The organism is Deltaproteobacteria bacterium (genome assembly GCA_016933965.1).
In the GTDB taxonomy this organism is placed as follows: domain Bacteria; phylum Desulfobacterota; class Syntrophia; order Syntrophales; family UBA2210; genus JAFGTS01.
In genome coordinates, this window is sequence record JAFGTS010000053.1 from 16,340 (window position 1) to 30,090 (window position 13,751).

Below are 13,751 nucleotides of genomic sequence, written 5' to 3' on the forward strand. Positions count from 1 at the left end.
GATTATGCCAGACCCGCCTTCCGCGCCTTTTCCCGGATCCGCTCCTCAAAGGCGGCCGCGTTTCTGTCCGCCTGTGCCGCCACGGTTATCCGTGATCCTCCTTCACCCGTTTCGACGCGCACCCACATACGCTGCCGGCTCACCATGAGGCTCAACGCAACGCCCACGACGATGAGAATGAAGCCCGCCCTGACGATGTTGACACCGGGATCTTTCCGTATCTGCAGGCCCGAATAGTACAGGCCGTCAAAATCTTCGAAGGTGAAGATGAAATCCCCCGTCGCGCCGGCCTGTGATGGTCTGTTGCGCGGAAGCCAGAAGATCTGGTGGGGGGTTCCGGGTTCGATATACACGGCCAGGACCGCCGGGCCCTGTCCCTCGAAATTGGGAACGAACCGGCCCACCGCGATACTGGCGTCGACGCCGGGAAGAGAGGCCTTCTTCATGGGAAGTACCGTGAGCCGATGGTTCTCGCCGGTCCTCTGATCCCGGGCGTCGATGGTGAAATCTTTGACGGCGGCGAGCTCGTAAGTGGATTGATGGAACTTCAGGCCGCGATAGAAGAGCGGGTGGTTGACCTGAATCGAATCCGAGAGAACGGGCTTTTCATTTTCAAGTATCGTCACGTCCGTTTTGAACACCCGGGGCATTCCCGACGGATAGAAATCCACGGTGAAACGGTCGCAGCGCACGCTGAAATCAAGGGTCACGCCGTCGTCATCACCGGAACGGAAGATCATATTCGATTCCTGCCCCTCGATGAGCGTCATCGAGCCGGTGAAGCCCCAGATCGTTCCGATCAGGGCCCCTCCAAGGATAAGCAGGACACTCAGGTGAACCAGCGGCATTCCCAGCTTCGCCCACCGCCATCGCTCACAGAAGAAGTACATTTTCCCGTCCCTCCGGGTGATCCGGGGAGACGGGCCGAAGGCTTTCAGAAAAGAGATCGTCCGCTCTTCGATTACCGGAAGAGGGTCATCGCTGTGAATGGCGATTCTGGTCCGGGAGTCGGTGAATACCGAGTCGTCCGCCTCGCGTGCTTCACGCGCGATCTGCCGCCGAATCGCCGGGATGCGCTGGATCGTGCAGGCTGTTATGTTCATGGCGAGCAGCACCAGGAGAGAGATGAACCACCATGAATGGTACATGTCGAAGAGATCGAAGAACTCAAGAATGGAGAACATCCGGGGGCTGTACAACGTTTCATACCGTTCAAGCGGCAGGCCCTGTTGGATGATGGTTCCGAAGATGGATGCGACGGCCAGCGTGAGAAAGAGGACGATGGTCAGTCTCACTGAAGCCAGAAAGTTGTAAATGCTCTTACCCATTCCATCCGTTCCCCCGAGTGTTGTGGTGATAATATCCATTTCACACCCTCTGTCAAGGCAATAACAAGAGCGGCGATGATGATCCCTCCGGGAAACCGTTCCGCCACGAACAGGATTGACCGTCCGGGGACAATCATGTAAGAAGCAGATAAAAATGAGGATAGTATATATGTTGCAGACAGGACATATAGCTTCCGCTCTTTTCGATCTCCTTTCTGAACGGGCGGAGAACACGACGATACAGGATGTACGCATCGGGCTTGGGTATGCGGGCGTCAGGATTGCGGAGGGGAGACTGGGGCTGGCGGCGATCCTGAGGAACGAGTTACGAAGGGGATGCTCCCTGCTGGACCGGGCGGGGACTCTTGCCGGGAGCGGCGCGGTGGAGTTGCTGCGTCTGGTCGTCGACGGCCGGAACCCCCTGGAAAAGGCCCTGGGCCTGGCAACGGCCAACGCCCTGTCCGGGCCGGTCGAGGAACCGGAGAGTGATGCCCTGGAGGAAATGAACCTGTCACCCGATGACCGGGTAGCAATGGTGGGATTTTTCGGTCCCCTTCTGGGACGGATACGGAAGCGTGGCGCGTCCCTGGACATTATCGAGAAGGACCCGTCCATGGGGCCTTCATCACCGGTACAGGAACGGCGGAAAATACTCGGTGACTGTACGATCGCCATTATAACGGCAACATCGATACTGAATGATTCCATCGAGGAGATCCTCAACGAGTTGAATTCCCCCCGTCATGCAGTGATCCTGGGGCCCTCGACGCCGCTGTGCCCGGAAGCTTTTCTGGGGACCCCCGTAACGTATCTCGGGGGGTCGGTTCCCCGGGATCCCGAAAAGGTTCTCACGATCATTTCCGAGGGCGGAGGAACGCCCGCCATGCGTCCCTGCCTCAAGTTCGTCAACCTTCGTCTGCAAGGAAGTGATGGGTCGCCGTGAAGGGAACGATTCCGATCCTGTCCATTGTCGGCAGGTCAAATTCGGGCAAGACCACCCTGATCGAAAAACTGGTCAGGCGGCTGGTGGGAGAAGGGTACCGGGTGGCGACCATCAAGCACAACCGGGGTGGTTTCGATATCGATCACGAAGGAAAGGACAGCTGGCGCCACAAACAGGCGGGGGCGAGAATGACCGTGCTCGCGTCACCCGGCAGGGTCGCCGTTATTGAAGATGTGGGACGGGACCTTTCGATCGGTGAACTGCGGGAGCGGTATGTTCATGACGTGGATATCATCATTGTGGAAGGATTCAAGGCGAACCCCTATCCAAAAATAGAGGTGTCCCGTTCGGTGACGGGACAGGAACTGCTCTGTTCCGTCGACGACAACCTCATCGGCGTGGCGACCGACCGGCCCGTTGTTCCGGGGATGACCCGTTTTGATATTGATGACATTGAACCCCTGTTCGAGCATATCGTGGATCTTTTTCTGACGGAGTGAGGTCGGCGGATCGATCATGAGAGAAATAGACTGGATGGAGGTTTTCAAATGGGTGTTCATCGTTCTCCTGGCCGGTTTTATCGGCCAGTTCGGGAAACGGTTGGCCGATCATCTGGTGAAACGGGGAACCCGCCTGAAAAAGGGCTCACAGAAGGAGGGGGGCGAAGCACCAGCTGCTGAGGGTGGGACCATCGAGCCGGCGGAGCAACTCTCTTCACCATCAAAAGCGGTAGAGGGAATATCCCCGGAAGAAGATGTGAAGGCCCGGGCAAAACGGGAGAAAAAGGAAGCAAAGGCCCGGTTGAAGCTCATGAAAAAAGAAGGGGGAAAGACGGATTAGCGGATTACGGATTAAGAGATCGTTATTCGTGATTCGGGAATCGTACTTTGGGAATCGGATAACGAGATCACTCATTGTGTCATTCCCGCGCAGGCGGGGATCCATTGAGTCGATCACCCTCGTCTTTTATGGAATAATAGTCATTCCCGCGCAGGCGGGGATCCATTTTTGTTAAGATTCTGCAGAGATCCCTGGATTCTGGAATGACGGACGTACCATTGGGAAAGGTGAAAGGTTGTTTTTCCGGGCGACGGCCTCGAGGAAAAAGCTACGAATGAGCAGTATGGAAGACAGGAACGGCAGGAAGGAACGGGATATCATCCTTGATTCGATCACCGATGGCGTCTTTACCGTCGATCACCGGTGGCGGATCACCTCTTTCAACCGGGCGGCCGAGGAGATCACCGGTGTGTCCCGGGAGGATGCTGTGGGGCAGCTCTGCAAGGACGTGCTGAAGGCCGACGTCTGTGAAGGGGAGTGCGTTCTGCGACAGACCCTGGAAACGGGGGAGCCCATCGTCGACCGTACCGTTCATATCGTCAATGCCGAGGGAGAGCAGATCCCGATCAGCATTTCAACGGCGCTGCTGCGGGATGCCGACGGTACCGTGATCGGTGCCGTCGAGACCTTCCGGGATATCACCGACGTCGAAAAGCTGCGCAAGAAGATCGAGCAGAAGTATACCTTTGAAGACATCATATCGAAGAACCACCGGATGTTTCAGCTTTTCAGCATGCTTCCCGATATCGCCGAGAGTGAGAGCACCGTATTGATCGAGGGAGAAAGCGGAACGGGAAAGGAGCTCTTCGCACGGGCGGTCCATAATCTGAGCCCTCGAAGGAACGGTCCCTTTGTGACGGTCAATTGCGGTGCCATCCCCGATACCCTCCTTGAATCGGAACTCTTCGGATACAAGGCCGGTGCCTTCACCGATGCAAAGCGGGACAAACCGGGACGGTTCAGGCGGGCCCAGGGCGGGACCATTTTTCTTGATGAAATAGGAGATATTTCGCCGGCCCTGCAGGTTCGCCTTCTGCAGGTCCTTCAGGACAGGACCTATGAACCGCTGGGTTCCGTGGCAAGCGAAACGGCCGATGTCCGGATCATCGCCGCGACGAACAGAAACCTCCAGGAACTGGTGAAAAAAGGGACCTTCAGGGAGGACCTGTTCTACCGGATCCATGTGATCGCCCTGTCATTGCCGCCGCTGCGCGATAGAAAGGAAGACATCCCTCTTCTGATCGATCATTTCATCAAAACCTTCAATTCACTGCAGAACAAGAGGATCGCCGGCATCACCGACGAGGCGCTTGCATGCCTGATGTCTTATGATTATCCGGGCAATGTCAGGGAACTGGAGAACATCATCGAGCGGTCCTTTGTCCTGTGCAAATCAACTCATATACAGCGGGAGCACCTGCCCGAACCGATCTGCAGCACCGGTGAGATCAGCTATGCCGACCATTCCGAGGCCATGTCGCTCGGAGAAATGGAGGCTGTGTTCCTCACGAACGCGCTGCGGAGGAACAACTGGAACCGCTTGAAGACCGCCCGGGAACTGGGCATGCACAAGAGCACCCTCTACAGGAAAATAAGATCGCTGGGCATCACCATACCGGGAAGAAAAATTAAGTGACGAAGGTGGTACTTCACGTGGGGGATACGAATTCGGGGACATACATGGGTTGAGATGGGCGTAATGAATTGATGGCTCATAGTGTGGGATAAAGGTCCATTATGCCCCCGTCATCGCTTTCGGATCAGCGGTTTCCCGCCGCCTCCGACCGTATCGGCCGTCATTCCGGCCGGCCTTTTTCCGGGAGAGCGTTTGGGCTCCGCCTCCCGGGACAGGGATTACATAAGGCAAACCACGAGTGCTGTTAATCAGGGAATCCCTGATTCAAGGGGTGGAAAAACCTGATTGCTGGTGCGGGGCAGGAGGATTCTCGAACATCATATCGAGCAGGCCGGGGCTCAGGTAGAGACCGCCGCACATGCACCGCCGGATCCCCGTTGCCAGTTCCCGGCAGGCGCAGTCCTTCAGGATGTAAGCTGACGCCCCCGCCTCAAGCAGCCGGGACACCAGTTGCCGGTCGTTGAAAAGTGATAGGATCATGACCTTCGTTTCCGGCGACGCTCTGAGAATTCCCCGTACCATTGCAAGCCCGCTCATGTCCGGCATGCTGATATCCATGACAACCGCGTCGGGAAGGTATTCTCCGGCCCGCTGGACCGTCGTCCGCCCGTCCACGGCTTCCGCGACGACGTTCATGTCACTCTCGCGGGTGACAAGCGTCCGAATGCCGTCGCGAACCATCTTCCGGCTGTCCGCTATGAGCAGTGAGATCATAGGGTACATGCTCCGTCCTGTCAGTGCACTTTTCGCGAAGTTCTCATCTATTGGGCTTTTCGATTGCTTCTCTTCCATATCTTCATTTCTTCCGCCCGGCGGATGAGTTCTTCCCTGAACCGCGGATGGGCGATATTGATCAAGGATTCGGCCCGTTCCCAGGTCGACTTTCCCTTGAGCAGGGCGATGCCGTATTCCGTGACGACGTAATGTACGATCGACCGGGGGACGGTGACGATCGAACCGGGCCTCAGGGTCGGTGTGATGCGGGAATGAACCGTTCCGTCACGATCGGTATGGGTCGAGCTGAGGCAGATGAATCCTTTGCCGCCATGGGACTGAAAGGCGCCGAAGATAAAATCGAGCTGTCCTCCCGTTCCGGACTTGTGAGCCGGCCCGATGGATTCGGAACAGACCTGGCTGAAGAGGTCTACCTCTATGGCGTTATTGACGGCAATCACCTTGTCGTTCACGGCAATCACCCGGGGATCGTTCACGTAATTGACCGGATAGGACGCACATGATGGATTATGATCAAGGAAATCATAGAGTTTTCTGGTTCCCATGGCAAAGGTGTAGGTCATCTTGTAGGTGTCTATCTTTTTCCGTGCCCCCGTCGCCCTGCCGGCGCTATACAGATCGACGCAGGAGTCGACCAGCATTTCCGTGTGAATGCCGATATCCCTCAGATCACTCTCGGCGATCATCCGGCCGATCACGTTGGGGAGACCTCCGATGCCGAGCTGTATGCACGCCCCGTCCTCGATCTCAGTCATGATGTGCCGCGCTATGGCATTATCAACATCCGTCGGCTTCGGGGCGGCGATCTCACGCAGGGGCTCGTTTTTACCCTCAACAATATGATCGACACGGGATATGTGTATCGATTCCTGGTTCCCTCCGAGGCAGTATGGCACGGAGTCGCTGACCTCCACCACGATGGTCTTCGCCTTGCTCAGGACGGAGCAGGTCAGGGAATTGCAGACGCCGAAGTTGAAGTACCCCCGGGCATCCATAGGGGCCACCGTCAGAAAGACCACGTCGTAGTCGTGGTATTTTCTGATGATCCGTGGTGCCTGGTGATAGGTCAGAGGCACGTAATAACAGAGATTTTGGTCGTGAAGGCGTCTCGATACGGTCCCGAAGTGCCAGTCTCCCAGGCTCACATGCTCCTGGTGAGGATCGGCCTCGGCGACCTTCGGAGTTTCCGTGAAACAGGTTCCCCGGATTTCGACATCGTGAAGCTCTGCCATACGACGGGCAAGGGCCTCATCGATGGTTTTCGGGAAGAGGATGAATTCACCGTAGAAGATCCGGTTTCCCGAGTGCACCAGGCGTGCCGCCTGTTCCGGTGTAATCAGCTTTTCGCGGTACTGCCCCGTTTCGGCCGTTCGGGTTCCCGGCACCAGTTTCAGAACAGGGGATGCCCCGCCGGGGACCGGTGCCGGGATGTTTCCGAGGTTATTGTTTGTGGTGATGCGTCGCGCCCGTGGGCTGGTTTTCATGACAGGATCTCCTTTCATGCTACCGCGCGATCTCCATGGGAGTGACCATCGTTACCCGGGTGCCGACGTTTGTGATCGATTCAACATCCAGGTGACCGCCGGCATAGGTGATCTCCCTTCGGATCCTGCCAATGCCGGTCCCGCGGGCGAACTGAACGAGGGCTTCTTCATCGCCGGCATCGAATCCCCTGCCCCTGTCTTCCACAACAACCGTCACGTTCCGTCCGTTTGTCCCGGCGGTGACCACGGCCTTCCCCGAGCCTGCATGCTGGGCGACGTTTTTCAGAAGTTCCCCTGTACTCAGGAAGAGCAGATATCCGATCCGCTTGTCCACCGGTATGCGTTCCGTTTCTTTTTTGAATTGCACTGTAATGTTCATGTTCTTTTCACATTCCGCCGCCAGCCACTCGAGGGCCGTTCCCAGTTCCTTGTACACGCAGGATGCCCGCCCCAATTTCCGGATGAAGGCGTTCCTGTCCTCTGTATGGTAGGTGCCCGTGTCGGCCATTTTTTTCATTCTGTCGATCTGGGGCTTCATCTTCATCGGTGTCACCACGGGCAGGTCATCTTCCGCCAGCAGTGTGACCAGTTGCCAGGCGATGTTGAGTGCCTTTCCACTTCCGTTTGCCGGTGTATGCCGTGGTGTTTCGAGGATCGTCTCGAGCCGTTCAACCATTTCCAACGCTTCATTTCTCATCATTGTTCCGTACCTCCTGTTTCCTTTCTTTCAGGGGTGTTGCTGTTTCCTGAAGTCGAGTTGAAGATAGGTCAGGAAGGAAGTTTTTGGTATCGGGACAAACCCGATTCAGGGAGGTGGAAACCCTGAAAGGAAATGGGGAAAATAAAAAGAAGAGGGTGCAGAATGGATGAGACGAAGGTGGGGAAACTGGAAATATCAGGTCTCCAGCGTGGTCAGCCCCTCGCGAATGGCGTATTTCACGAGTTCAGAGAGGGAATGTATGTCCAGCTTTTCCATGATGTTCGCCCGGTGTGTCTCCACCGTCTTGACGCTCAGGTTCAGCCGGGCGGCGATATCTTTCGTGCTGACACCCTCGGCGATCAGCTGCAGCACCTCGCGCTCACGTTTGGTCAATTCCGTAAAGGCCGACCGCTCCGTGCTTGCTGACTTGCTGACAAAGCGCCGTACCACGATATCGGCGATTTTGGGACTCAGGTATATCTGATTATCGACGACGGCTCGGACGGCCCGGGCGAGCTCGTCAAAGGCGCTGTCTTTCAGCAGGTACCCCGATGCGCCGGCCTCGAGCATGCCCGATACGAAACGCCGGTCCGAATGCATCGACAGGGCGATCACCTTTACCCCGGGGGCTTCTTCTATGATCGCCCGGGTGGCGTCAATACCGTTCAGATCAGGCATGGTAATGTCCATAATGATGATATTCGGGTTCAATTTCTTTGCGAGCTTGACGGCCATGCGGCCGTCCTCGGCCTCGGCCACTACTTCCATGTCCCGCTCGTTCTCGATCAGGGTCCTGAGTCCGTCCCTCACTATTTTATGGTCATCTGCCAGGAGAATCGTTATGCTCATCCGCTTTATATCCTTTCTCTTTCGATGCTCTGAACAAGGGGGGAACGACCATGGTCACCCGGGTCCCCTCCCCCTTTTTTGATTCGATGCAGCACTGGCCTCCCAGGTAATCGAGCCGCTCCCGGATGCTGAAAAGACCGAAGCCGCGTGACCAGTCCCGCGAAAAGTCAAGATCAGATTCGTCGAATCCCTTGCCGTCATCCTCAACGCTGAGGATTATGGTGTCTCCCCTTTTTTCCATGGTGATCAGGGCATTCCCGGTTTGAGCATGCTTGACGACGTTCATCAGCAGTTCCTGGGTGCTGCGGAACAGAAAAAAGGAAATATCCTTGTCAATCTCCGATTCGATCTCGCCCAATTCAAGCTGGACGTGGATAGTATACTTTTCCTGGAACAATTCGGCAAGCCATTCCAGCGCTGCTTCCAGGCCCAGGACGTAAAGGACGGGCGGGCTGAGATCGAGCGTCAGCGTCCGGGTGTCGTATATCAACTGGTCCATCAGTTTGATTATGTCCTTGAGAGGTTCCGCGAGGTATGACGAGGCCGCCTGCTTTTCCAGGCTTTCCAGCTTGATCTTCGCCACTGCCATGGTCTGGCTGATACCGTCGTGAAGCGCCGTCGCGATGAACTGACGCTCCCGTTCTTCCGTCAGTGACAGTTCCGATGCCAGGGACCGGAGGTTTTCATGGTATTCAAGAAGCTTTTCGCGGGCCTTCTTTCGTTCCGTTATGTCTTCATATACGACGACGACCCGTTTGTCCTTGATGCTGTCGCCGATGATGGATGCGCTCATCATGCAGATTATGTCGTGGCCGTTTTTATGCCGGCAGGGGAATTCCTCCGTGTGGGTCCTTACCCCGTCACGGATGTTGTAGAACTTTTCTCCCACTTCCTCATACTCGGCGTCGGTTCGATAGAGGCGGCTGCTCTTTTCCCCGATCAGTTCCTCCGGTTTCCAGCCGAATACCGATTGAACGGCATGATTGGCGAATATTATCCGGCGGTCGGCAAGGCCGATGACGGCGTGGGGGATGGCATCAAGAATAGATGCCTCCAGTTCCTCCAGTTCTTCCATGCGCTGCCGGGCCTCACGGATTTCCGTCACGTCCATGACGTTTCCCAGCACCAGGCGTTTCCCGGAATAGGTGATGGGTGTTACCGTTTCCATCATCCACTTGATGTCACCCTTTTTGGTAACGATCCGGTAGGTATAGGGGAGGGACCGCTTGTTTTCCAATGCCCGCTTGAGATTTTCGCTGATCTTCTTTCTGTCTTTCCTGTGGACGCAGAAGAGACTGTCTTTCCCGACCAGTTCGTGGGGCAGGTATCCCGCGTATCGTGCCGCGTTCTGATTCAGGTAGATGAATTTCCGGTTCTCGACGACATAGACGCCTGCCTGCGTCTCTTCGGCGATGGTCTTGTACAGTTCTTCCGCTTGCTTGCGCTCCGCCACGTCACGGAGGGACACGACCCTCTGCATGCGGCCCATGAAAGCGATGTTCTTTCCCCTGATCTCCACCGGAAGGGTTGAACCGTCTTTTCTCAGACACACTGCCTCATAGCACTGTTCGGAGGCGGTCTCGATGTTGTACAGGACGAAATCGCGCCATTCCGGCGCAAAGATGCTCAGAATGTTCATTCCGATCAGTTCCTGGGTCTGGTATCCGGTAATGTCGGTCATGGCCCTGTTCGCCTCCCGGATCACGCCCTCTTCACAGACACTGATACCTTCAAAGGCCGATTCCTGGAGACGGCAGCAGCTGGTCTCGCTCTCACAGAGGATATCCTTTACATCCTCGTATGATTTCACCCGTTTCTCCAGTATCTGTATCCGTTCTTCCAGTTCCTCGTATGTCGGTTTCCCTTTCATCAAAAATCCTCTTCTCCTACTGAGTATGCCTCGTATTCAGTAAGCAAACTTTGTGCCAGGGGGGATAGGATTACGGATTAACGGATTACGGATTACGGAATAGCGGATTAGCGGATTACGGGTTACGAATCCCGATTTTCCGCACTCAGGCACTCAGGCACTCAGGTACTCAGGTACTCAGGTACTTTTTTTTCTCACAGATCCTTCAGCAACAGGTTGGACGGTGATTTTTCGATGGTTTCGCTGAATGAGCGGAGGGTTTCCGACAGAGCCGTGAATTCCCTGGTCTGGGCAAAGGGGATGGTTTCGATCCCCCGGTGCTGCAGCGCGCTGGAAACGGCATGGATGGACAGGGTACTGATATCGAGGGCGGGCTGATAGGCCGGTTCACGGTTGTCGTCCCGATTCGTGCCTGACAGGATATGAGCCTGTTCGAGATCGAAGATGATCTCGTTCACCAGGCGGATCGGTATTTCAAGCTCATGGGATAGTTCGCCGGCCGTCCGGGGTGGCTTCCCCCCGGCGAAATTCTTCACAATCAGATGGGTGATCTGCAGGGTGAGAAGCAATTTCAGGTGTGGGCTGACTTTCAGAGAGTCCGGTTCGAATTCGTAGGTGTCGACATTCTGATGGGCGAATGACAGCTCGGCGCCGATGAGCATGATGAGCCAGCTCAGTTGCAGCCAGACAAGGAAGAGGGGGAGGGCGGCGAAGCTTCCGTATATGGCGTTGTATCGGGCCGCACCGATCTGGAAGGTGATATAGACCCACTGGACGATTTGAAAGGCCGTTCCGGCTGCGATACCTGCCAGAAGGCCCGAGGTGAAACGCACCCTGGTGTTCGGCATGAATATATAGAGGAAGGTGAAGAAGCCCCATACTAGGCAGTAGGGGAGAATTTTGAAAAGGCAGGACAGAACGGGACTGATGTAGCCGAGCAGTTCGAACTTTTCGGTTATCGTCGTGAGCTGCGTTGAAATAAATACGTTGACGCTGCTTGACAGGATGATGATGACGGGACCGATCAACATGAGGGAAAGATAATCGCTGAATCGCCTGCCCATGGATCTGTGCTCTTTTATCCCCCAGATATCATTGAAGGAATCTTCTATCTGCCCCAGCACTTTGATGACGGCCCAGAAGAGTATGATGATACCGATACCCGCAAGGAGACCGCCCCGGGTGCTTTCCAGCAGCGAATGGGAAAAGGTTATGACCTTTTCGAAGATCTCCTCGTGACCGACCAGTTGTTCCCGAAGCTGCTTTTCCAGTATTTTATCAAAACCGAACCCCTTGGCGATGCCGAAGGCCATGGCGGCTACGGGGACGATGGAAATCAGTGAATAAAAGGTAAGTGCCGATGCCCGGAGCTGGCATTTGTCTTCGTCGAACCCCCGAATGGAAAGAATAATGATCCGCAACGTGCGGAGCACGAGGGACCGTTCCCGTGGAAGGCTGGTGAGCTTGATGCTCCAGATGTCATTTTTAAGAAAATCGATCCATGCCTTGATTTCTTTCCACAGTTTCATTGGAGCGAATCCTTTCATGAGGCCTGTTTCGGGCGATTTCAAAACCCGCCTGCGGCTCGGTGGTCTCAGTGGCAGGGGGGCAAAGCGACAGAGTGACATAGTGGAAAATCACAAAACGTGAAACGGAAAAATATCGACGCAACAATAAAGCGATACTGATTTTCCGAATCACGATTCTCGAATCCCGCCCGAACGATGTTGAATGAATGCTGTAAAGTATATCCGTATGTATCAATGAAAGCAAGGGACAATGAACCGGTGGGGAATTATGGAAAAGGAAACGGGGCTGAATGAATATAAAGGGGTCGCATTTGCGCAACCTTCTATGGTAAAAACTGAAGCAGTTGTGCATACCTGTAATACAACGACAGAGGAAAGGATAATTCATAACAAGCTGTATATATTATAAAAAGTTACATTGTGCCGGTAAGTGGAACGGCTGGCACGCATCTTGTTAGAGTGTCATCAGGAGTGTACCGATGAAAATCGCCATACCGGTCTGGAACGATTGTGTCTCAACCGTCCTGGATTTCTCGACGATTCTTGAGGTCATCGACGTTGAGAAAGGCATCCCCCTTCGTCGTGACAGGTTTTCCTTTGTGGAAACGACGGTCATGTCGAAGATCGCGCGCCTGAAAGATCTGAAGGTCGACACGATCCTCTGTGGTGCCGTTTCCCGGCCGCTCTATCACATGGCGGTGGCAGCCGGTATTCGAGTGGTGCCCTTCCTGCGGGGGGCGGTCGATGAGATCCTTCAGGCCTACCTGGCCGATCGTCTGACCGACGCGCAATTGATCCTGCCCGGCTGCGGCTGGGGAAGGCGCCAGGGCGGAAGAGGAGGCATGGGCCGCTGGGGCGGATCAGGCCGGGGAAAAATGAGAAGGGGATGGCTATGAAGATCGTTGTTACTTCCTATGGTGAGGGGCTCTCGGCGAAATTTGACCGCAGCTTTGGTCGTGCCCGCTGGTTTGTCTGTGTTGATACCGATACCGGTGCCGTTGAGGCCCGTTCGAACGTGCAAAATATCGACGCACCCCAGGGGGCCGGGATCCAGGCGGCGAAAAATGTGTCCGAGATGGGCGCCGGGGCGATTCTGACGGGAAATGTCGGACCTAACGCATACAGAACGATGAAAGCGGCCGGGATCGAGGTGTTTGTCGTCGGAAAGGAATGTGAAACGGTAGAGGATGCTCTCGCGGCGTGGAAGGCCGGGAAAGCGGAGGTCATATCGGAACCGACCGTTGAGGGGCATTGGGTTTAGAGACATCGATTATGGTTGCAATAATGCGATCCATCAGGTGGGTGATTGATTCAATAATGCGACCTTTTGCTGCCGAGCGATAGAGGTTGATCTTCTTATTGCATTGTAATAACTGTGTTTTATGGTGTCATCAATCTTGAATGGTAACTGGCATGATTATTGCCGTTACGATGGATATATCCCGTAGGACACACCGGGAATGATGGGTGTTCGTCACAGGGGAAATAATGAAACAAAGGAGGTATGATCCATGCCTTGGGGAGATGGAACAGGACCATGGGGCGGTGGTCCCATGACAGGAAGAGCAGCCGGTTTCTGCGCCGGATACCCTGTTCCGGGATACGCGAACTCTATTCCCGGAAGAGGTTTCCGGGGTGGTGCATATTTTGCGGCTCCCGCGATGAGCTATCCGGCAGCTGGCAATCCTTACGGGGCGGCGGCTTACTATGGTGGATCTCGAAGCCCCTATGGATTTGGTCCTTTTTATGGATTCGGCCGAAGGTTCGGATTCGGTAGAGGCTTCGGCAGGGGCCGGTTTGGCAGAGGCTCCGGATTCGGACGTGGCTGGTGGTGAAT

At 55.3% G+C, this 13,751-nt stretch carries 14 protein-coding genes; 7 read left to right on the forward strand and 7 right to left on the reverse strand.

Going from position 1 to position 13,751, the window contains the following annotated elements; translation table 11 throughout:
• Nucleotides 1-2: 2 nt before the first annotated feature.
• Nucleotides 3-1,367, reverse strand: coding sequence for a cytochrome c biogenesis protein ResB (locus tag JXO48_12260; GenBank protein MBN2284651.1), 1,365 nt, complete (start codon nt 1,365-1,367; stop codon nt 3-5).
• Between the two features lie 130 nt (nt 1,368-1,497).
• Here JXO48_12260 and JXO48_12265 point away from each other — a divergent pair, with 130 nt between their 5' ends.
• From JXO48_12265 to JXO48_12280, 4 genes are all read left to right on the forward strand, one after another.
• On the forward strand, nt 1,498-2,271 hold the full coding sequence (locus JXO48_12265) for a DUF364 domain-containing protein (GenBank protein MBN2284652.1): 774 nt from the start codon (nt 1,498-1,500) through the stop codon (nt 2,269-2,271).
• Entirely contained in the window at nt 2,268-2,771 is a 504-nt protein-coding gene (gene mobB / locus JXO48_12270; protein ID MBN2284653.1) for a molybdopterin-guanine dinucleotide biosynthesis protein B, read from the forward strand. Before JXO48_12265 ends, mobB begins: the two co-directional genes overlap by 4 nt.
• A 16-nt stretch (nt 2,772-2,787) precedes the next feature.
• Nucleotides 2,788-3,111 (forward strand): hypothetical protein, encoded by a 324-nt coding sequence (locus JXO48_12275; protein ID MBN2284654.1) that lies wholly within the window; start codon nt 2,788-2,790, stop codon nt 3,109-3,111.
• A 274-nt stretch (nt 3,112-3,385) separates the two neighbouring features.
• Nucleotides 3,386-4,747 carry a sigma 54-interacting transcriptional regulator gene (locus JXO48_12280; GenBank protein ID MBN2284655.1) on the forward strand — a complete coding sequence of 454 codons (1,362 nt, stop codon included), beginning with the start codon at nt 3,386-3,388 and terminating at the stop codon, nt 4,745-4,747.
• 264 nt (nt 4,748-5,011) lie between these two features.
• Here the strand turns inward: JXO48_12280 and JXO48_12285 are convergent, their stop codons facing one another.
• The 6 genes from JXO48_12285 to JXO48_12310 form a co-directional block, all read right to left on the reverse strand.
• Nucleotides 5,012-5,461 (reverse strand): response regulator transcription factor, encoded by a 450-nt coding sequence (locus JXO48_12285; protein ID MBN2284656.1) that lies wholly within the window; start codon nt 5,459-5,461, stop codon nt 5,012-5,014.
• 47 nt (nt 5,462-5,508) lie between these two features.
• On the reverse strand, nt 5,509-6,966 hold the full coding sequence (locus tag JXO48_12290; GenBank protein ID MBN2284657.1) for a butyryl-CoA:acetate CoA-transferase: 1,458 nt from the start codon (nt 6,964-6,966) through the stop codon (nt 5,509-5,511).
• A 19-nt stretch (nt 6,967-6,985) separates the two neighbouring features.
• The gene (locus JXO48_12295) at nt 6,986-7,666 is read right to left on the reverse strand and encodes a hypothetical protein (GenBank protein MBN2284658.1); all 681 of its coding nucleotides are present in this window, start codon (nt 7,664-7,666) and stop codon (nt 6,986-6,988) included.
• Nucleotides 7,667-7,861: 195 nt separating this feature from the next.
• Nucleotides 7,862-8,515, reverse strand: coding sequence for a response regulator transcription factor (locus tag JXO48_12300; GenBank protein MBN2284659.1), 654 nt, complete (start codon nt 8,513-8,515; stop codon nt 7,862-7,864).
• Complete coding sequence (locus tag JXO48_12305) at nt 8,487-10,385, reverse strand: PAS domain S-box protein (GenBank protein ID MBN2284660.1); 1,899 nt, start codon at nt 10,383-10,385, stop codon at nt 8,487-8,489. The genes JXO48_12300 and JXO48_12305 overlap by 29 nt, the downstream gene beginning before the upstream one ends.
• Before the next feature lie 194 nt (nt 10,386-10,579).
• The gene (locus JXO48_12310; GenBank protein MBN2284661.1) at nt 10,580-11,932 is read right to left on the reverse strand and encodes a YihY/virulence factor BrkB family protein; all 1,353 of its coding nucleotides are present in this window, start codon (nt 11,930-11,932) and stop codon (nt 10,580-10,582) included.
• Between the two features lie 461 nt (nt 11,933-12,393).
• Between JXO48_12310 and JXO48_12315 the strand changes: the two genes are divergently transcribed.
• From JXO48_12315 to JXO48_12325, 3 genes are all read left to right on the forward strand, one after another.
• Nucleotides 12,394-12,810, forward strand: a complete 417-nt coding sequence (locus tag JXO48_12315) for a NifB/NifX family molybdenum-iron cluster-binding protein (GenBank protein ID MBN2284662.1) — start codon at nt 12,394-12,396, stop codon at nt 12,808-12,810.
• Nucleotides 12,807-13,175, forward strand: coding sequence for a NifB/NifX family molybdenum-iron cluster-binding protein (locus JXO48_12320; protein ID MBN2284663.1), 369 nt, complete (start codon nt 12,807-12,809; stop codon nt 13,173-13,175). The genes JXO48_12315 and JXO48_12320 overlap by 4 nt, the downstream gene beginning before the upstream one ends.
• Before the next feature lie 250 nt (nt 13,176-13,425).
• Complete coding sequence (locus JXO48_12325; protein ID MBN2284664.1) at nt 13,426-13,749, forward strand: DUF5320 family protein; 324 nt, start codon at nt 13,426-13,428, stop codon at nt 13,747-13,749.
• Nucleotides 13,750-13,751: the final 2 nt, after the last annotated feature.